Source organism: Nocardia sp. NPDC127526 (assembly GCF_042672265.1).
In the GTDB taxonomy this organism is placed as follows: Bacteria; Actinomycetota; Actinomycetes; order Mycobacteriales; family Mycobacteriaceae; genus Nocardia.
In genome coordinates this window covers 116,472-135,279 of sequence record NZ_JBHXVO010000003.1, presented here as the reverse complement: position 1 = coordinate 135,279, position 18,808 = coordinate 116,472, and the positions used below count along the sequence as shown (strand labels likewise).

The 18,808-nt window shown below is 66.4% G+C and carries 19 protein-coding genes; 9 read left to right on the top strand and 10 right to left on the bottom strand.

Features of this window, described 5'->3' with window-relative positions:
* Positions 1–2 precede the first annotated feature (2 nt).
* Together ACFVIV_RS06770 and ACFVIV_RS06765 are read right to left on the bottom strand one after the other, a co-directional pair.
* Positions 3–1,310 carry a hypothetical protein gene (locus tag ACFVIV_RS06770; protein ID WP_379193827.1) on the bottom strand — a complete coding sequence of 436 codons (1,308 nt, stop codon included), beginning with the start codon at positions 1,308–1,310 and terminating at the stop codon, positions 3–5.
* Positions 1,307–1,777 (bottom strand): NUDIX hydrolase, encoded by a 471-nt coding sequence (locus tag ACFVIV_RS06765; RefSeq protein WP_379193826.1) that lies wholly within the window; start codon positions 1,775–1,777, stop codon positions 1,307–1,309. Before ACFVIV_RS06765 ends, ACFVIV_RS06770 begins: the two co-directional genes overlap by 4 nt.
* Before the next feature lie 257 nt (positions 1,778–2,034).
* Here ACFVIV_RS06765 and ACFVIV_RS06760 point away from each other — a divergent pair, with 257 nt between their 5' ends.
* Both ACFVIV_RS06760 and ACFVIV_RS06755 read left to right on the top strand, forming a co-directional pair.
* Positions 2,035–2,814 (top strand): pirin family protein, encoded by a 780-nt coding sequence (locus tag ACFVIV_RS06760; protein WP_379193825.1) that lies wholly within the window; start codon positions 2,035–2,037, stop codon positions 2,812–2,814.
* Positions 2,815–2,922: 108 nt separating this feature from the next.
* A complete protein-coding gene (locus ACFVIV_RS06755) occupies positions 2,923–3,423 on the top strand; it encodes a DUF4190 domain-containing protein (RefSeq protein ID WP_379193824.1) in 501 nt (166 codons plus the stop codon).
* 81 nt (positions 3,424–3,504) lie between these two features.
* Here the strand turns inward: ACFVIV_RS06755 and ACFVIV_RS06750 are convergent, their stop codons facing one another.
* A complete protein-coding gene (locus tag ACFVIV_RS06750; protein ID WP_379193823.1) occupies positions 3,505–3,978 on the bottom strand; it encodes a hypothetical protein in 474 nt (157 codons plus the stop codon).
* 89 nt (positions 3,979–4,067) lie between these two features.
* Between ACFVIV_RS06750 and ACFVIV_RS06745 the strand changes: the two genes are divergently transcribed.
* The 4 genes from ACFVIV_RS06745 to ACFVIV_RS06730 all read left to right on the top strand — a co-directional run bounded on the left by ACFVIV_RS06745 (position 4,068) and on the right by ACFVIV_RS06730 (position 7,968).
* Positions 4,068–4,919 carry a helix-turn-helix domain-containing protein gene (locus ACFVIV_RS06745; protein WP_379193822.1) on the top strand — a complete coding sequence of 284 codons (852 nt, stop codon included), beginning with the start codon at positions 4,068–4,070 and terminating at the stop codon, positions 4,917–4,919.
* 31 nt (positions 4,920–4,950) lie between these two features.
* On the top strand, positions 4,951–5,340 hold the full coding sequence (locus ACFVIV_RS06740) for a DUF397 domain-containing protein (RefSeq protein ID WP_379193821.1): 390 nt from the start codon (positions 4,951–4,953) through the stop codon (positions 5,338–5,340).
* 44 nt (positions 5,341–5,384) lie between these two features.
* Positions 5,385–7,367, top strand: a complete 1,983-nt coding sequence (locus ACFVIV_RS06735) for a M13 family metallopeptidase (RefSeq protein WP_379193820.1) — start codon at positions 5,385–5,387, stop codon at positions 7,365–7,367.
* Positions 7,368–7,440: 73 nt separating this feature from the next.
* Complete coding sequence (locus tag ACFVIV_RS06730; protein ID WP_379193819.1) at positions 7,441–7,968, top strand: AAA family ATPase; 528 nt, start codon at positions 7,441–7,443, stop codon at positions 7,966–7,968.
* A 16-nt stretch (positions 7,969–7,984) separates the two neighbouring features.
* Here the strand turns inward: ACFVIV_RS06730 and ACFVIV_RS06725 are convergent, their stop codons facing one another.
* The 6 genes from ACFVIV_RS06725 to ACFVIV_RS06700 all read right to left on the bottom strand — a co-directional run bounded on the left by ACFVIV_RS06725 (position 7,985) and on the right by ACFVIV_RS06700 (position 15,140).
* On the bottom strand, positions 7,985–9,064 hold the full coding sequence (locus tag ACFVIV_RS06725) for an ABC transporter ATP-binding protein (protein ID WP_379193818.1): 1,080 nt from the start codon (positions 9,062–9,064) through the stop codon (positions 7,985–7,987).
* Between the two features lie 96 nt (positions 9,065–9,160).
* Positions 9,161–10,504 carry an ABC transporter substrate-binding protein gene (locus ACFVIV_RS06720; protein ID WP_379193817.1) on the bottom strand — a complete coding sequence of 448 codons (1,344 nt, stop codon included), beginning with the start codon at positions 10,502–10,504 and terminating at the stop codon, positions 9,161–9,163.
* A 19-nt stretch (positions 10,505–10,523) separates the two neighbouring features.
* Complete coding sequence (locus tag ACFVIV_RS06715) at positions 10,524–11,315, bottom strand: carbohydrate ABC transporter permease (protein WP_379194196.1); 792 nt, start codon at positions 11,313–11,315, stop codon at positions 10,524–10,526.
* Between the two features lie 59 nt (positions 11,316–11,374).
* Positions 11,375–12,304: a carbohydrate ABC transporter permease gene (locus tag ACFVIV_RS06710; RefSeq protein ID WP_379193816.1), complete on the bottom strand. Its 930-nt coding sequence runs from the start codon at positions 12,302–12,304 to the stop codon at positions 11,375–11,377.
* Between the two features lie 252 nt (positions 12,305–12,556).
* Positions 12,557–13,462: an Ig-like domain-containing protein gene (locus ACFVIV_RS06705; RefSeq protein ID WP_379193815.1), complete on the bottom strand. Its 906-nt coding sequence runs from the start codon at positions 13,460–13,462 to the stop codon at positions 12,557–12,559.
* Between the two features lie 313 nt (positions 13,463–13,775).
* Positions 13,776–15,140 (bottom strand): cytochrome P450, encoded by a 1,365-nt coding sequence (locus ACFVIV_RS06700; RefSeq protein ID WP_379193814.1) that lies wholly within the window; start codon positions 15,138–15,140, stop codon positions 13,776–13,778.
* 116 nt (positions 15,141–15,256) lie between these two features.
* On the opposite strand from ACFVIV_RS06700, the gene ACFVIV_RS06695 reads away from it, so the two are divergent.
* Entirely contained in the window at positions 15,257–15,883 is a 627-nt protein-coding gene (locus tag ACFVIV_RS06695) for a hypothetical protein (RefSeq protein ID WP_379193813.1), read from the top strand.
* Positions 15,884–15,944: 61 nt separating this feature from the next.
* On the opposite strand, the gene ACFVIV_RS06690 is transcribed toward ACFVIV_RS06695, so the two are convergent.
* Positions 15,945–16,607, bottom strand: a complete 663-nt coding sequence (locus ACFVIV_RS06690; RefSeq protein ID WP_379193812.1) for a S1 family peptidase — start codon at positions 16,605–16,607, stop codon at positions 15,945–15,947.
* A 507-nt stretch (positions 16,608–17,114) separates the two neighbouring features.
* Here ACFVIV_RS06690 and ACFVIV_RS06685 point away from each other — a divergent pair.
* Entirely contained in the window at positions 17,115–17,933 is an 819-nt protein-coding gene (locus ACFVIV_RS06685) for an MlaE family ABC transporter permease (RefSeq protein ID WP_379193811.1), read from the top strand.
* A 3-nt stretch (positions 17,934–17,936) separates the two neighbouring features.
* Positions 17,937–18,800 carry an ABC transporter permease gene (locus ACFVIV_RS06680; RefSeq protein ID WP_379193810.1) on the top strand — a complete coding sequence of 288 codons (864 nt, stop codon included), beginning with the start codon at positions 17,937–17,939 and terminating at the stop codon, positions 18,798–18,800.
* The last annotated feature ends 8 nt before the right edge of the window (positions 18,801–18,808 follow it).

Here is an 18,808-nt window from a genome sequence, read left to right as displayed (position 1 = left end):
TATCAGCGGCCGGCGTGCCGCCGGGTGTTGAGCGCGATGGCGGCGATACCGATCCAGTAAATTCCGGCCGCCGCGACCACCACCCAGGGCGCCCGCCCGTCCGCCGGAATCCACAGGGCGGTGCCGGCCAGCGCCAGCACGTAGGTGATGTTGAAGACGGTGTCCTGGAGGGCGAAGACCTGTCCGCGGTGCCCGTCGTCGATATCGATCTGCATGGCGGCGTCGCCGGTGAGCTTGATGGCCTGCCCCGCCAGCCCGAGCAGGAAGGCCGCCGCGAGCAACAGCAGCTCCGCCCTCGCCTCGGCCGCACCGGTCGCGATGGTGACCGGGGTGACCAGGGCCAGCTGCACCACGGTCGCGGTGAGCAGCCCGGTCACCACGGTCCGGGAGCGGCCCAGGCGCGGGATCAGCAAGGGCGCCACCACCGCCGCGGCGAGCATGCCCGCCCCGGTGGCGGTGATGGCGACGCCGAAGCGGGCAATGCTGTCCGCGCCGTCGCCGCGGCGCAGCACCAGCACCATCAGCAGGGTGTCGGCCCCGAAAACCATGCGGTGCGCGCCGATTCCGAGCATGGCCGTGGTCACCTCGCGGGAGTGCCAGGCCGCCGTGGCGCCCTGCCGCAGCCCGGCGGCGACCGCGCGCACCGAACTGCGGGTGCGCTCGGCGATATCGGGACCCAGCGCTCGCGGCCGGAATCCGGCGGCCGCGAATCCGCCCAGCAGCGAGCCGGACGCACTGGCCGCCACGGCGACCGCCGAGCCGAGATCGCCGGCGCCGATCAGCCCGATGATCCCGAAGGCCAGGCTCGCGCCCACGATGGCGCAGCCCGAGGCCACGGTCGCCAGGATCGAGTTCATCGGCACCAGCCAGCGCTGCGCGATCACCTTCGGCAGCGCGGCCGAGACGCCCGCGCCCACGAACCGCGAGACGCCGACGACGGCGAGGGCCAGCACCAGCAGGGGGCCGGAGGGGATGCCGGCCAGCAGGCCCACCGCGGCCACGCCGATGAGCAGGGCGCGCAGCAGATTCGCCAGCAGCAGCACCATGCGCCGATCCCAGCGGTCCAGCAGTGCGCCGGCGTAGGGGCCGATGATGGAATACGGCAGCAGCAGCGCCGCGAATCCGCCCGCGATGGCGAGCGGATCGGTCTCGCGTTCCGGATTGAACAGGATGGCCCCGGACAGCGCGGCCTGGAACATGCCGTCACCGAACTGGCCGGCGAAGCGGATGGCGCTCAGGCGTAGTGCGCCGGGATTCTCACGCAGCCCGGTGCGGAGGGTGGGGAGTGGTTCTGGTGGGTGTGTGTTCACCGGGCGGGGTGGGTGGTGACGAGGGCGAAGACCGCGGCGCGCATGTCCTCGGCCATGGGCAGGCTGTCCAGGCCGTCGGCGTCGATCCATTGGAATTCGTCGTGTTCGCCGGGGGCCAGGGAGACCTCGCCGGGCTCGGCCTCGACGACGAAGCTGTATTTGCGCACCCGCGACTTGGTGCGGGTGGCGTAGTCGAAGCCGCCGAGTACGTCGGTGATGCGGCGGACCCGCAGTCCGGTCTCCTCGTACAGTTCCCGGGCCACGCAGTCGGCGAAACTCTCGCCGGATTCCACACCGCCGCCGGGCAGTTCGTACATGCCCCCGTGCCAGTCGTCGGCGACACGCCGGACGACCAGGAGTTTCCCGCCGCGGAACACGGCTACCCCTACCACGAAGTGGCTGATCCCCTCGCTGCTGGCCTGCTGCCGGAGTTCGCGTTCGATGCCCGCGAGTACCTCGGGTCGCATCCCCCTGCCCTCCTCCGGTTTCACTTGCGGCCCATCATGATACGGTCGCCGCCCGGCCGCCGCCGGGGTAGCGACACGCGCCGGTTCCGGTCGCCGGGTGATTGCCCGCCTGCGATGACGGTAGCGAACTGCCTGGTCGGCGGGGTGCAGGGCGGTGCTGCCCGCACGTTAGAATTTACCGGGAATTCAGGTTGACCCGTGGAGAGTGCCCCTACCCTGGATTCTGATCGGTGCTCGCCGGTGAGAGGAGTACGGCGGTGTCCACGCTCACGACACCACACATCGATGTCCATCGTGGCGGCGACCGCATGAAAACCCGTGTGGCGTGGCTGGATTCGAAGCATTCGTTCTCCTTCGGGGAACATTACGATCCCGACAACACCCATCACGGCCTGCTCCTGGTGAACAACGAGGACATCGTGTTGCCGGGTGAGGGATTCGAAACCCACCCGCATCGGGATATGGAGATCGTCACCTGGGTCCTGAGCGGCAGCCTGGTGCATCAGGATTCGCTGGGCCACAGCGGGGTCATCTATCCGGGCCTGGCGCAGCGCATGAGCGCGGGCACCGGCATCCTGCATTCGGAGAAGAACGATTCCTGGCGGATCAGCACGGCGCCCGAGCACGAGGAGCCGGTGCATTTCGTGCAGATGTGGGTGGTGCCGGACGAACCCGGCCTGACCCCGGGCTATCAGCAGCTGGAGATCGACGACGAACTGGCCGGCGGCGGTCTGGTGACGGTGGCCTCCGGGCTGCCCCGCTATCGCGACCGGACGGCCATCGCCATCAACAGCAGTCATTCGGCGCTGCACGTGGCGCGGATGGCGGGTCCGTCCGAACCGGTGGAGGTGCGCCTACCCGAGGCGCCCTATCTGCATCTGTTCGTCGCGCACGGCGAGGTCGAGATGGAGGGCGTCGGCCCGCTCTACGAGGGCGATGCGGTGCGGATGGCCCGCAGCGGCGGCCAGCGCATCACCGCGAATCTGCCGTCGGAAATCCTGGTGTGGGAGATGCATGCCCGACTGGGTGGGCAATAGCATCGACAGCGGCTCGTGATGAACGCAGCATTTGGGACGAATCGGGCACGTTAACGGTTCGCTCGCACGTTCGCGATACCGGGAGCACCACCGACGGAAGGACCCCTCATGTCGCAGTATCCGCCACCCCCCTCCGGTCCCTACGGCGAATACCCGACCCCACCGCCCGGCGGCTATCCGCCGCCCGGAGCGCCCGGCGGCCAGCAGTACTGGCAGGAGTCCCCGAAGGGCAAGGGTCTGGCCATCACCGCCCTGGTGCTGGGCATCCTGGCGCTGCTGAGTTTCTGGACCATCCTCGGCGGCATACTGTTCGGCCTGTTCGCCCTCATCTTCGGCATCATCGCCATGGTCAAGTCCAAGTCCGGCCGGGCCGGTGGTTTCGGCATGGCGCTCACGGGTCTCATCCTCGGCCTGCTCGGCCTGGCCGGATCGGTCGTCTTCCTGATCGTCGGCTGGACGGTGTTCGAGGAGACCGGCGGCAAGGACTTCATCGAATGCGTCAGCAATGCGGGCAACGATCAGGCCAAACTCGATCAGTGCGAACGCGACTGGAATCAGCGCGTGGAGGACAAGTTCAGCATCACGCTGACGCCCCAGCCGACCAACTGAGTGGTAGCGGGTGTGGGGGCCGGCTGATCGGGAAGCCCCCACGCCCTTCTCTTCGGGGGTTGGGCGGTGCCCCCTAGAGCTCTAGTGCGGCACGCCCCGGCATTCCCGGGTGGCCGCCACCACCTCCGCGAGTTCGGGCCGGAAGTCCCCTTCCGGCGGGCAGATCCACAGCCGGTAGCCGCTGTGCTCATCGGTCGGTGAGGGCAGCACGATGTGGCTACCGGGCAGCGCCACCGCGGCGCAGTCGCGGAAGAGATCGGAGAACAACGCCATATCGAGATAGGACCCGTCGGTCGGCCCGGTCAGGAAGGTCCAGCGGTGCGAGCGCGGGTGCGCGATCACCGGACCGCAGCGGTGCAGGGTTTTCAGGTGGTCGCGCACGCGCGCTCCGATATCGGCGGGCATGGTCACCGCCCCGACCGCGCCGACCTCGAGCATGATCCGCCCGAGCTGGGAATCCACGACCCCGTACAGGCCGTGCTCCTTGCGGTAGCGGCGGCAGCGGGCCAGCGCTTCCTGGGTTTCGGTGTACGAGGATGGGTCCAGCGCGCTCATGGCGAACCTCCTGCTACCGACCCTATTCTCCGGCAATCGGTATGACAATAGTCACACGCCAGTGAATTATGGGCGTAGAGTCAGCAGGCATGGCACCCGTCTCGCCCACGGTCGCCCGGTGGGAGCTGGTGTTGCGCCTGCGCGAACTGCGGGAGCAGCGCGGCTTCGATTCGGCGACCTTCGCCAAACGCGTCGGCTTCACGCCGGCGAATTGGTCGCATGTCGAAAAGGGCCGCCGGGTGCTCACCGTCAATACGCTCGGACCGGTGCTGGAACTGCTCGAGGTGGACGATGAGGAACGCGCCGAGCTGCAGGAACTCCTGGCGGCGAGCAAGGAGCGCGGCTGGTGGGTCAAATCCTCCGCACTCATCGGCACGGAGTTGCAGCGTTATTACGGTATGGAATTCGGTGCGGAGAGTATCCGCAGCTACGACAGCTTGGTGATCCCCGGCCTGTTGCAGACGGAAGAGTATGCGCGGGCGCTCATCAGCGCCGATGTCATGATCCGGCCGGTGCAAGTGGAACAACTTGTGGCCGTGCGCATGCGAAGACAAGAACGGTTGCGCGGCGACGATCGCCTGGAATTCACCGCCGTGGTCGGCGAGGCCACGCTGTTACAGCAGATCGGCGGCCCGAAGGTGCTGCGCGGGCAGCTCGAGCATTTGGCGAGCCTGCTGGCGGAACAGGATTCGGTGACGGTGCGGGTGATTCCGTTCACCGCGACCGCCGGTGCGATTCTCGGTGGTTCCAGTTTTCACCTGCTGGATTTCGCCGGGGAATCATTGCCCACCTTCGCCTGGGCCGAGAGCGCGGTTTTCGGTGGCGCGGTGGACGATTCCGAGCAGGTTCGCGATTTGGGGTTTGCATTCGTGCGTGCACTCGACCAATCCCTCAGCCGTTCAGAGTCTTTGGAGCTGATCAGGAATTATTCGCAAGGGTAGGAGACACATGTGCGCGCGTAAAATGCTGCCCATGCTTACCACCGCGAAACACCAACCGGAATCCACCGGCTGGTTCACGTCGACTCGCACCAACAATGGAAATCAGTGTGTGGAGGTTCGTTTCGACGGTGATGCGGTGCTCATCCGAGACAGCAAGTACCGGCGTAACCCGGAACATCGCCCAGAGGCCGAGCCCATCATCACCGTCAGCGCGAGCGAATGGATGTCGTTCCTCGCCCTGGTGCTGGGCCGCAACGATGCGGCCGCCCCCACCGGCGACCTGACCACACACACCGCCCCCGACGGTCACACCGCCCTGCGCCATCGTGAGATCACCCTGGTCTACACCCCTGGCGAATGGTCGGCTTTCGTGGCCGGAGCCCGGGACGGGGAGTTCGATCGGATTCCCGTGTCCGGCTGAGCGGAGCCCGCCCAGGTGCCCGCGGAGTCGGCATACTGGGGATCGTGACTTCGCAGCTGACGCCTCCCTCGGGAATCGACCTGTCCTTCCAGAACGCGGACGTGCGAGTGCAGGACGACCTGTTCGCGCACGTCAACGGCAAGTGGCTGGACACGTACGAGATACCGGCGGACCGGGCGGTCGACGGCGCCTTCCGCACGCTCTACGACCAGGCCGAGAAGGATGTGCAGGCGATCATCCAGGAGGCCGCGGCCGCGAACGCCGCCCTCGGCAGCGAAGAGCGCAAGATCGGCGATCTCTACAACAGCTATATGAACGAGGCCCAGGTCGAGGAGCACGGCCTGGCCCCGATCGTGGGCGAATTGGCGGCCATCCGCCAGATCACCGATCGTGGCGCCTTCGCGGCCCTGCTGGGCGGCTTGCAGCGCACCGGCGTGGGCGGCGCGCTGGCGGTGTACGTCGACACCGACGACAAGAACTCCGAGCGCTACCTGGTGCACGCCACCCAGTCCGGTATCGGCCTGCCCGACGAGTCCTACTACCACAAGGACGAGTACGCGGAGATCCGCGAGAAGTACGTCGCCCATATCCGCCGCATGTTCGAGCTGGCCGATATCGACCATGACGCGCAGCGGGTGTTCGACCTGGAGGCCAAGCTGGCCGCCGGCCACTGGGATGTGGTGCGCCGCCGCGACGCCGAGAAGAGCTACAACCTCACCACCTTCGCCGCCCTGGCCGCGGAGAACCCGGAATTCGACTGGAACGCCTGGACCTCGGCGCTGGCGGAGAGCCTGGACCGCCCGGGCCCGGAGCTGTTCGCCGAACTGGTCGTGCGCCAGCCCGATTACGTCCGCACCTTCGCCCGGGTGTGGGCCGCGGAATCGCTGGAGGACTGGAAGGCCTGGGCCACCTGGCGCGTGCTCAAGGCCCGCGCGCCCTATCTGACCGCCGATCTGGTCGAGCAGAACTTCGACTTCTACGGCCGCACCCTCACCGGCGCTCCGGAGAATCGCGAGCGCTGGAAGCGCGGCGTCTCCCTGGTCCAGGATCTGCTGGGCGAGGCGGTCGGCAAGCTCTATGTGGCGCGGCACTTCCCGCCGGAGGCCAAGGCCCGCATGCTCGAGCTGGTCGAGAACCTGCAGGAGGCCTACCGCCGCAATATCTCCGAGCTGGAGTGGATGGGCCCGGACACCCGGCGGGCGGCGCTGGCCAAGCTGGAGAAGTTCACCCCCAAGATCGGCTACCCGGACGAGTGGCGCGACTACTCCGCGGTCGCGATCGACCCCTCCGATCTGGTCGGCAACTTCCGCCGCGGCTATGCCGCCGAGCACGACCGCGATCTGAACAAGCTCGGCGGCCCGGTGGACCGCGGCGAATGGTTCATGACCCCGCAGACGGTCAATGCCTACTACAACCCGGGCATGAACGAGATCGTCTTCCCGGCCGCCATCCTGCAGCCCCCGTTCTTCGATATGACCGCCGACGACGCCGCCAACTACGGCGGTATCGGCGCGGTCATCGGCCACGAGATCGGGCACGGCTTCGACGATCAAGGCTCCAAGTACGACGGCGACGGCAATATGGTCGACTGGTGGACCGAGTCCGACCGCACCGAGTTCGGCAAGCGCACCAAGGCGCTCATCGATCAGTACAACCGGTTCTCCCCCAAGGATCTCTCCGACGATCACAAGGTCAACGGCGAGTTCACCATTGGTGAGAACATCGGCGATCTGGGCGGACTGTCCATCGCCCTGGAGGCGTACAAGATCAGCCGCAATGGCGACGAGGCGCCCGTGCTGGACGGTCTCACCGGTCTGCAGCGGGTCTTCTTCGGCTGGGCGCAGGTGTGGCGCACCAAGGCCCGCAAGGAGGAGGCCATCCGCCGTCTCGCCACCGATCCGCACTCCCCGCCGGAGTTCCGCTGCAATGGCGTGGTCCGCAATCTCGACACCTTCCACGAGGCGTTCGACGTGCAGCCGGGCGACGAGCTGTATCTGGATCCGGCCGAGCGCGTGAAGATCTGGTAATTCCCGCGCGGCGGCGTGCTCCGGGCCGGAAACTCACTGGCCTCCGGAGCGCGCCCCGACGATCATGATCAACATGACGAGCGCGGTGTATCTGATCACGGGGATTCAGGCGGCCGGGAAATCGACCGTCGCCCAGGCTTTGGCCGAGCGCCTGCCGCGCTCGGCCCATGTGCGCGGCGACGCCTTCCGGCGGTTCGTGGTGAACGGGCGCGAGGAGATGCGGCCGGAACCGCCCGAGGAGGCTCTCGAACAATTGCGGCTGCGCTATCGGCTGGCCGCGCGGACGGCGGACGCGTATGCGGCGCAGGGTTTTTCGGCCGTCGTCCAGGATGTGGTGCTCGGTGAGTTCCTGCCCTGGTTCGCCGAGCAGATCGAGACCCGGCCGCGGTATGTGGTGGTGCTGGCGCCGCGGCGGGAGGTCGTCGCGGCCCGGGAAGCGGGGCGGGACAAGAACGCCTACGACGAGAACTTCACCGTCGAGGACCTCGACATCGGACTGCGCACCACCACGCCGCGGATCGGATTGTGGCTGGACACTTCGGATCTCACGGTCGAGGAGACCGTGGACGAGATCCTGGCGAAGGCCCAGCCCATCCCTTGACCGCCCAGCCGATCCCTCAGCGGATGCGCAGTTCGGTCTCGGCGTCGAAGAAGAAGAGCTCGTCCGGCTTGGGCGTGAGCAGCAGGCGGTCGCCCAGGGCCACCTGGAAGCGCCGATCCACTCGCGCGACGACGCGTCCGGAGCGGCTGGACCACTGGCCGGTGACGCCGTGCGAGTAGAGGAAGGATTCGGCGCCCAGCTCCTCCAGCAACTCCACCTCGACGGCCAGCGCATTGGTGGCGTCCGTGGTGACCTCCCACGATTCGGGGCGGATGCCGACGATCACCCGCTTCCCGGTCATGGTGCGCGGCACCGGGATTCGCAGGCTGTTGAGCACCGCGTGGCCGTCCTCGACCGGGGCGGTCAGCAGGTTCATGCCGGGTGAGCCGATGAAGCCCGCGACGAAGGTATTGACCGGATCGTCGTAGAGCTCGCGCGGCGCGGCGATCTGCTGCAGCCTGCCGTCCCGCAGCACCGCGACGCGATGGCCCATGGTCATGGCCTCGACCTGGTCGTGGGTGACATAGACGGTGGTGGTTCCGAGTCGCTTCTGCAGGGCGGCGATCTGGGAGCGGGTGGAGACGCGCAGTTTGGCGTCCAGGTTGGACAGTGGTTCGTCCATGCAGAAGACCTGCGGGCGGCGCACGATGGCGCGGCCCATGGCCACGCGCTGGCGCTGCCCGCCGGAGAGCTTGGCCGGCTTGCGCTCGAGCAGGTCCTCCAGCTCCAGCATGGCGGCGGCCTCCTTGACCCGGATCAGGGTGTCCGCCTTGGACATTCCGGCATTGCGCAGGGCGAAGCCCATGTTCTCGGCCACGGTCATGTTCGGGTACAGGGCATAGCTCTGGAAGACCATGGCCACATCGCGGGCCCGGGGCGGGAGCCCGGTGACATCGCGGTCGCCGATGTGAATGCTCCCGCCGGTGACCGCCTCGAGACCCGCCAGCATGCGCAGACTGGTGGATTTGCCGCATCCGGACGGGCCCACCAGGACCAGGAATTCGCCGTCGGCGATCTCCAGGTTCAAGGTGTCGACCGCGGGGGCGGGCGCACCCGGGTAGGTGAGGGTCGCGCCCTCGAATTGCACAGTCGCCATGCCGGCGGGTCTCCCTAGTCGATTTTTCGCGCCGCCGGGGCCTGCGTGGTTACGCAAGCTGCCGCCTCCGGCCCTGACGGCGGCGCGAGGGGCGTCTTACTTGGGCAGCTTGGGCGTGATCTGCCGGTCGATAATGTTCTGCAGCTGGGTGGTCACATCGGCGAAAGCCTGTGCCACATCCCGGTTCTGCAGGCCGATCTGCTCCATGCCGGTGCCGATGATCTGGTCCGCGCCCGGCACGAACACGCGCGCGTAATCCTGCGAGCGGGTCAGCGCCAGCTGGTCGATGGCGGTCTTGGACTTCGGGTTCTTGGTCAGGAACTCCAGCTCACTGGGATCCTGCAGCGCCGACTTGCGCACCGGCATGTAGCCGGTGCCCTGCGTGAAGTACGCGGTATTGGCGGCATTGGTAATGAACTCGATGAACTTCAGCGCATTCGCCTTGCGCTGGTCGGAGATTCGCGACGGAATGGCCAGACCCGCGCCGCCGGTGGTGGCGCCCGGACCGTTCGGGCGCGGCAGGAAGGCGGTGCCGAATTCCAGCTTGCCCTCGGCATTCTTCTGGATGCCCTTCAGATCGCCGGTGGAGGCAATGGTCGAGGCGATGATGCCGGTGCCGAAGTCGGTGGCGATCTGCGGCCGGATGCTGGCGTACTTCTTGACATTGATGCTGTCGCGCAGATAGTTGCCGGCCGCAATGGTGTTGGCGTCGTTGAACTTCAGCGTCCACTGATCCGAGTAGCGGCCGCCGAAGGTCCAGGTCGGTCCCTGGAAGGTCCAGGCCAGGTAGTTCTTGGCATCGCCCCAGCCGTGCGCCCACTTGTCGGCGCCCACCACGGACTGGATCTTGGGGCCCCACTCGTCGAATTCGGCCCAGCTCTCCGGGCCGCGGTCGGGCAGCCCGGCCTTGGCCCAGACGTCCTTGTTGTAGTAGAAGATCTGCGTCGAGCGCGCGTACGGCAGCGCGTAGTGCTTTCCGTTGAACAGGTAGTCGGCGGCGAGGGAGTCCACGTAGTCGTCGAGTTGCACTCCGGCGGAACCGAAGTGGCTGTCCAGCGGTTCGATGGTGCCGTTGAGCGCGTAGTTGAACCACCAGACGTCGGACAGCACCACCACATCGGGCAGTTCACCGCCGGAGAGCGCTGCGTTGAACTTCTGCGACACCTCCTCGTAGTTCTTGCCGGCGTCGACCAGATTGACCTTCAGGTCCGGATATTTGGCCTGGAACCGGTTGATCAGCTCCAGTTCCAGATCCTTCGAGGTGCCCGGGTGATTGGACCAGAAGGTAATGGTGTTGGCATCGCCGCCCTGCTTGTCCCCGCCGCCGGTGCCCGCGCAGGCGGTCAGCGCCAGCCCGGCCGCGGTGGCCCCGGCCAGGCCGAGGAACCCGCGTCGCGACAGAGCGGGGCGGCGCCCGTTGAGTGATGGTGATTCGGACACGGGATTCTCTCTTTCCGGGTTAACCCTTGACCGCACCGGAGGTGAGGCCTTTGATCATGTGACGCTGAAGTGCCAGGAAGACAACGAGAATCGGCAGCATGGTGAGGATGGTTCCGGCCATGACCGGCCCCCAGTTGGTGACGCTCGGGTTCTCGGTGTTCTGCAAGAGGGTCAGGCCCACCGGCAGCGTGGCGACCTCGGGACCGTCCGCCATGAGGAACGGCCACAGGTACTCGTTCCATTCGTTGACCAGCGTGACCACCGCGAACGCCACCATGGTGGGCCCGGACATGGGCAGCACCACCCGGGTCAGCAGCCGCCACCAGCCCGCGCCGTCCATGCGGGCGGCCTCGATGACCTCACTGGGCAGCGACAGGAAGTGATTGCGCATGAGGAAGGTGCCGAAGGCGACGCCGCACAGCGGAACGATGATGCCCTGCAAGGTATTTCGCCAGCCCAGCTGGGCGATGAGCGCGTAGTTGGAGATGACGGTGATCTGGTTGGGCACCATGAGCGCGGCGATGATCACCACGAACAGCACGGTCTTGCCCGGGAAGCGCAGGAAGACCAGGCCGTACGCGCTGAACACGCCGAGCACGAACTTCACCGCCGAGACGACGCCGGTGACGATGATCGAGTTCCGCAGGAAGGTCCAGAACGGCAGCGTGGTGGTGGCGTCGGAATAGTTCTCCGGATGCCAGACGCGCGGCCAGTACACGGCCGGCTGCACGTAGATGTCGGGCCGGTCCTTGAACGAGGTGATCACGATCCAGAACAGCGGGACGCCGACGATGACGAGCACGCACGCCATGGCCGCGTAGCCGAAGATCTTCGCCCAGGTCTCCCGATCGATCCGGGCCGTACCGAGTTTCACTGATCGCCCCGATCCATGACGCGCACCTGGAACAGCGTCACGACGAGCAGCACCAGGAACATGATGGTGGCCACCGTCGCGCCGTATCCGGCCCGGAAGTTGACGAAGGATTCGCGATAGACCTGCACGACCATGGTGGTGGTGCCGGTGCCCAGCGGGCCGCCGCGGGTCATGGTGTAGATGATGTCGAACACCTGCAGCGAGTTCAGCAGCACCGTGATGGACAGGAAGAACGTGGTCGGCCGCAACTGCGGCAGCAGGACCCGGGTGAAGCTGGTCCACCGGCTCGCGCCGTCGATCTCGGCGGCTTCCATCAGGTCCTGCCGAATGCCTTGCAGCGCGGCCAGATAGATGACGAAGGTGTACCCGAGGTTCTTCCACAGGTAGGTGACGGTCACCATGACCATGGCCCAGGTGGGGTCCTGATAGAAGTCCGGCACCTTCTCCACCCCGAGTTTGTGCAGCACGTCCTGCACCAGCCCAAAGCCGGGTTCGAAGATGAACTGGAAGGCCACGCCGATGGCCGCGCCGGAGATGACGAACGGCGCGAAGATGGCGGAGCGGACCACATTGCGCCCGAACAGCTTCCGGTCCAGCAGCAGCGCGAGGGCCAAACCCAGCACCATACTGCCGATGACGGCGGCAATGGTGAAGACCACGGTATTGCTGACAACTTGCCACGAGTCGTCTCGGCCCCACCACTCGGTGTAGTTGTCGAAGCCGACGAAGGTGGCGTTGGTATCGGAGATGTTCCAGTCGAAGAACGACAGCCGAATATTGTCGATGAGCGGCCGGTAGACAAATACCGACAGCAGTACGAGATTCGGCGCGACGAGCACGAAGAACAGCGCGTAATCCTGCCAGGGCCTACCGCGCCACCCGCGCCCGCGGGGCTGCGGCAGTACTCGTTCGGGACTCGATCTCACCCGCGCACTGTGTCGGTTGCGCGCGAATAGCCGGTAACGATGGGATGCCTTGCGGTTGAATAGTCGGCGCGCGGGCGCCACCGTATGTTCACCGGAGGCATCCGCTGGTGGCGCGGACATGGGACGAATAGTAAGTCCGCCCAGTCTCTTTCAAGGTCGAATTCGCGGATACCGTTGTGATCAGGGAAAACCGGGTCCGGAAATGACCGCGCCCCCCGCCCGACAGGGCAGGGGGCGCGAGATCTGGAGGATTCAGTTCCAGTCGCCGTAGCCGTCGGCCGGATTGAGCGTTCCACCATTGGTATTGACGACGATGACCGGGTCGCCGCGCTTCACGTTCTCCTGGAACCACTTGGCGTCCTCGGTGCTCACATTGAGGCAGCCGTGCGAGGAGTTGGACTTGCCCTGCTGCGCCACCGACCACGGGGCCGCGTGCACGAAGATGCCGCTGTTGGACATGCGGGTCGCGTACTCGACCTCGAGCTTGTAGCCCTCGGGCGCGGTCACCGGCACGCCGTAGGTGGAGGAATCCATGATCATCTTGCGATTGCGCTCGCTGACGATGTAGGTCCCGTTCGGGGTTTCGTGCCCGACCTTGCCCATGGAGGTGGGCATGACCCGCACGACCTCGCCATTGCGGGTCACGGTGATCTGGTGGGTGGTGTCGTCGGCGGTGGCGATGAACTCGTCGCCGATCTCGTAGGCGACCTTGGTGCCGCCCGCCTCGACGGTGATCTGCGAGCCGGCCGGCCAGAACGACTCGGGCCGCCAGCGCACCTGCTTGTCGCCCATCCAGTAGAAGTGGCCGTCCACCTTGTTGGTGGAGGTGATGCGGATGGCCTTCTCGGCGGCGGCGTGATCGGTCACCGGCTCCTTGAAGCTGATGATCACGGGCTGCGCCACGCCGACCACCTCGCCGTCACCGGGGGTGATGTTGGGCGCGGTGAAGTTGGCGGGCGGCAGCGGGGAGTTCGCGCCGGGGGCGGTGGGCAGATCGCCCGGGGTGGGCTGCGGCATGACGGCGGAGGGCACGCCGGGAACCTCCGGGCCGCCCGGCCATAGGGGAGCCGCTGATGCCGGCGCTGCCACCACGGCTCCGGTCGCCGCAATGGCGGCGAGGGCGATCAGTCCCGTCTTCCGGTAGCGGGTAATGCGCACAGCTTGGTCCTTCCGATCCTCGTTCACACGCAGAGTGCGGACACACGAAGGTCCGCGGCAGGCCCCAACCCCGCACTCATTCCTACAGTGCGATGCGGGGTGTGCCAATCGCGTTCTGGCGGTTATGCATACAGACCTACAGGTGTGCGACGCGTCACATCACCGGGTGCACGCCTCTCGTGTGATGTGTATGCGCCGTTCAGGTCGGCGAGTCGGAATGTGGTCCCGGACCGTGCCAGATCGCCGGGCGCACCCCCGGTCAAACCTGCTTGTGATCGAAATCACTGATGGCGCATCAAGGTTCGAGGACGCATCAAGGTTCCAGGACATCGAAGGTTATGGCCGCATGCGGACCGGTCGCAATGTTGTGCGGCACGGTCAGTGGCATCCGCCCGCGCGCGAAGCGCGGCGAAAGCCGCAGCCGCACCGTGCCGATAATGGTGGCCAGCACGATCCGCAGCTCGTAGTCCGCCAGCGTCGCCCCGACGCAGCGCCGGTGCCCGCCGCCGTAGGGCGCGAATTCGAATGGGCCGTACCGGCGTTCGAGGAAGCGTTCGGGCCGGAACCGCCGCGGCTCGGGCCACACCGCCGGATCGGCGTGCAGCAGCGGCAGGGCCACGCCCATGGTGTCCCCCGCCCGCAGCCGGATGCCGCGCAGCTCGAAATCGCCGGTGAGCCTGCGCAATACGATCGGCACCGGCGGGTGCAGGCGCAGCGTCTCCTGGCATACCGCATCCAGATTGGGAAGTTTCACAAGGTCCAGTGGATCCGGGTCGGGTCCGGCCGTGTCCAGTTCCGCGCGCAACCGCGCCAGTGTCTCCGGGTCGCGGTGCAGCCGGTACAGCGCCCAGACCAGCGCCGTTGCCGTGGTCTCGTGCCCGGCCACCAGCAGGGTGCGCAGCTGTTCGCGCAGGTCGCACTCGGTGATGGGGCTGCCGTCGTCGTACCGCGTATCCAGGAGGAGGCCGAGAATGTCCGTCCCGTTGTCGCCGTGCGCGCGGCGGCGGCGGATTTCGCCGTCGATCAGTTCGTCGAAACGATCACGCGCGGCGGTGAACCGCTGCCATCCGGACAATCCGTACAAATTGCGCCGCAATGCCGGAACCAGGAACAGCGCCCCGCCGAACGAGTTCAAGAATTCCGTTGTCGCCGTTGTATATTCGTCCCGACGTCGCGATTCTTCGATTCCGAACACCGCGGCCAGAATCACGCGCAGTGTAATTGCGCGCGCAGCGGCCCTCGCATCGATTCTGGTCCCGGGCCGCCAGGCCGCGCCCGTGCGCTCCCCGGCCAGTTCCGCCCGCGCGGCCGTGCGAATAACGTTGCCGTACGCGCTGATTCGGCTCCGATGAAATGCGGGAGCCAGCAGCGCCCGGTCCTGCCGGTGCTTGGTCCCGCGCGAGAGGATGAGCGAGGCCGGGCCCACCATGGGCTCGATGGGATTGGGCAGCGGCGGTTGCAGCAGCTCCGCCGGCGCCCGGAACAGCTCCCGCGCCCCCTCCGGCGTGCCGGTGAACACCACCGATCCGAAACCCGGGAACCGCACCAGGAACGGGTCGCCGTCACGCTCGTGCCGCCACCGGAAGTAGCGCCCGAAATCGATTCCGGCGGCCAGCGCGTGCAGCGGGACCAGCCGTGGTTCCCGGAGCGCGGGCGGTGCGTCCGCTGCGGTGCTCATGCCCTCCTATACGAGGTCGCCGCGCCCCTGGTTCGGTGGAAGTACCGGGTCGACGCTGTCGGTGAGGGCGTGTAAGCATGTCCGCGTAAACCCGAAGATCAAAAATAGGACTGCTTGTGTTGCGTCAGCAGATCTCCGCCCGGATCGCCGTTCCGGTGATCTCCGCCGTCGCCCTGCTGCTCGCGGGCTGCGGTACCACCGTCGACGGCACGGCCATCGCCTCGAACGACTCGGCCGCCGTGGTCTCGGCGACCACCCCGTCCACCACCAAATCCCGGCCCACCACCAAGGCCGCGCCCACCACCACCAATGCCGACAAGGGCGGTGACACCGATTTCCAGGCCACCATCGGTGATTGCGTGAAGCTGGGCGGCACCAGCGAGGACGCCACCATCACCAAGGCCACCTGCGGCAGCAAGGAGTCGAATTACAAGGTGGTGGCCAAGGCCCGCACCAATGATCAGTGCCCGACCGATGTCGACCAGGCGTACTACGAGACCCTCGCCGGGGTCGAGACCGGCGCGATCTGCCTGGATATCGACTGGGTCATCGGCGATTGCATCGATATGGGCGATCGCGACACCATGCCCAAGCGGATCGAGTGCACCAGCACCACCGCCATCGACGGCGTGAAGGTGCTGGAGATCGTCAAGAACACCACCAGCGTCGACGACTGCACCCTGGGCGAGCAGGGCCGCACCTACGACGAGCGGAAGTTCGTCGTCTGCGTCAATACGCTCTAGGGGCAACGGGAAAGGGGCGGTGATCCTCGGATCACCGCCCCTTTCCGGCGCTTTCGGCCGATCAGATGGGGTAGTACCCCGCTCCGATCCCGCCGCGCGCATTGATGTTCTCCATGATGGTGGACATGTTCGTCCCCACCTCGGGCCCGAAGCAGGCGATGGCCAGGTAGGCGTTCACCATGCCGACCAGCGTGCTGCCGACGACCACCGGCGCACCGGAATCGCCTTCCACCACGCACATCTGGCTCCAGGTCTCGATGCCGGAGCCGAAGACGTCACCCCAGGACAGCCCGCAGGTATTGCCGGTGGTGCGGCCCTCCTTGCAGACGATCATCGGGAATCCGGGCGGACCGCCGAGGCCGGTGATGGTCACATTGCCGATGCGGTTGACCGGGACGACCTTGTCCGGATCGAACTGGATGACCGCGTAATCGAGTTCGTGGTTGGAGTAGACGAACTTGCCGATCTCCCCGGCGCCGCGGGCGGCCTCCGCGTAGACCTGTGCGCCCGGATCGCCGCAGTGTCCCGCCGTGAGACCGACGAGCCGACCCGCATTGTCGTGACCGATGGTGGTCACGGTGCACTCGTACATGTCGTCGATGATGATCCCCGATCCACCACCGATGACTGCCGAAGGTTCGGCGTTCGCGGTTCCGGCGCTGAGCAATACGGTGCTCAGCGCAAGGGCGAAGGCGCCGGCCACCCCGGCAAGTTTCCTGATCATGACCCTCCAGACGTCGGAAGCCGCTCGAATCGACCTGTTGCTGCACTCATCCTGTCAGTATTCGTCCCCGGGTGCTGGTTGTACTGCCACATGTTGCCGAGCCGTGTCCTCCCGCGCCCGTGGTCGGTTTCCTAGTTGGATAGGGAGTTATCGGAACATTCCTCGAGCCGGGTGGATTTCAGATAAATTATTTCCTATTAATTCTTACCCGGCGGTTGTTCACAACACCGGATTGCTATGGCTCGGTGAAGAAAACTAGAACGAGTTCTAGAACGTTGACTGGTTCTTTGGGCTGTAAACCAACTGTGATGTGGCTGTTCACAACAGATCGTCGAAAGTGATCCGGCTCTATGACCGGAACCACATGGGCGTGATGTGTTTTTCCTAACTCCGTAGTAAGGTGCGTCAAGCAAACAGTCGCCGGCGGCGGGTTCCCGGCGTCGAGAGGGGTAGCCAGTGCAGTTGACCAAAAGCCTGGGTGGGCAGGGGAGCCCAACGGAATCACGGATGAATACGGCCGTGAACTGGGCCAAGGAGTACTGGCAGGACCATCCCAAGCGGTCCCTCGAAACCGGCGGCCGGATGATGGGCATGGGCGTGTCGGCGGTGGCCGAACTGTTCATCGCCATCTTCCGCAAGCGCTTCCCGTTCGGCGAGTTCATCCGGCAGTGCGCGTTCATGTCCAGCGTCGCCGCGGCCCCCACCCTGCTGGTGGCCATTCCGATCGGCGTCATCGTCTCGATCCAGGTCGGCTCGGTGGCCGGGCAGGTCGGCGCCACCTCGTTCATCGGCGCGGCCAATGGCCTCGGCATCATCCAGCAGGGCGCGCCCCTGGTCACCTCGCTCATGATCGCGGGCGCGGTCGGCTCGGCCATCACCGCCGATCTCGGCTCGCGCACCATTCGCGAGGAGATCGACGCCATGAAGGTCATGGGCGTCGATCCCATGCGCCGGCTGGTCGCCCCGCGCCTCGGGGCGGCCATGCTGGTGTCCGTACTGCTGTGCGGCTTCGTGGTTTTCGTCGGCTTCCTGACCGGCTACATCTTCAATATCTTCGCCCAGGGCGGCACGCCGGGTTCCTACGTCGGAACCTTCTCCTCGTTCGCGGTGACCTTCGATCTGTTTGTGGCACTGCTGAAATCGCTGATCTTCGGGCTGCTCGCCGCGATCATCGCCTGCGACGCCGGGCTCAATGCCAAGGGCGGCCCGGGCGGCGTGGCGAACGCGGTGAACACCGCCGTGGTCATGTCCGCCGTCATGCTCTTCGGCGTCAACCTGATCATCACGCAGCTCTACAACTCCTTCTTCCCCCCACAGATGGTCTGAGTCGTGTCAGCAACGTATGTTCCGCCGCTGCTGCGGCCTTTCCAGCGCATCAAGGGTGTCGCGCAGTCGCCGGTGGACTTCATCGCGCGCGTCGGCCACCAGGTCTTCTTCTTCCTGCGTTCCGTCGGCTCCATGCCGATGGCCTTCAAGCACTACCCCAAAGAGGTCTGGCGGCTGCTGTCCGATGTGACCTGGGGCAACGGCAATCTCATCGTCGGCGGCGGCACCATCGGCGTGGTGCTGATCCTGTCGGCGTTCGGCGGCATGACCGTCGCCATTCAGGGCCACACCTCGCTGAACCTGCTGGGCCTGAGCCCGCTCACCGGCGCCATCTCCGCCTTCGCCACCACGCGCGAGTTCGGCCCCATGCTGGCCACCTTGGCCTTCGCGGCGCAGGCGGGGTGCCGGTTCACCGCGCAATTGGGCGCCATGCGCATCTCCGAGGAGATCGACGCACTGGAATCGGTTGCCATCCGCCCGCTTCCGTATCTGGTGAGCACCCGCATGATCGCGGCCATGATCGCCATCGTGCCGCTGTACTGCATCGCGCTGCCGCTGGCCTACATCTCCTGCTCGCTGACCGTGGCGCTCATCGGCGGCACCGCGACAGGCACCTTCCAGCACTACTTCTATCAGTTCCTGGTGCCCCAGGATGTGCTGTACTCCTTGGTGAAAGCGATCTTGTTCGTCGCGATCACCACGTTCATCCAGTGCTACTACGGCTTTTTCGCCACGGGCGGCCCGGAAGGCGTCGGCGTCGCGGCCGGTCGCGCGATCAAGCTCAGCATCATCGCGGTGGTCTTCGCGGACCTGTTCATGACCTTGGCCATCTGGGGTGTGGACCCCGGCATCCGGATCTCGGGATAGGGGGCGTA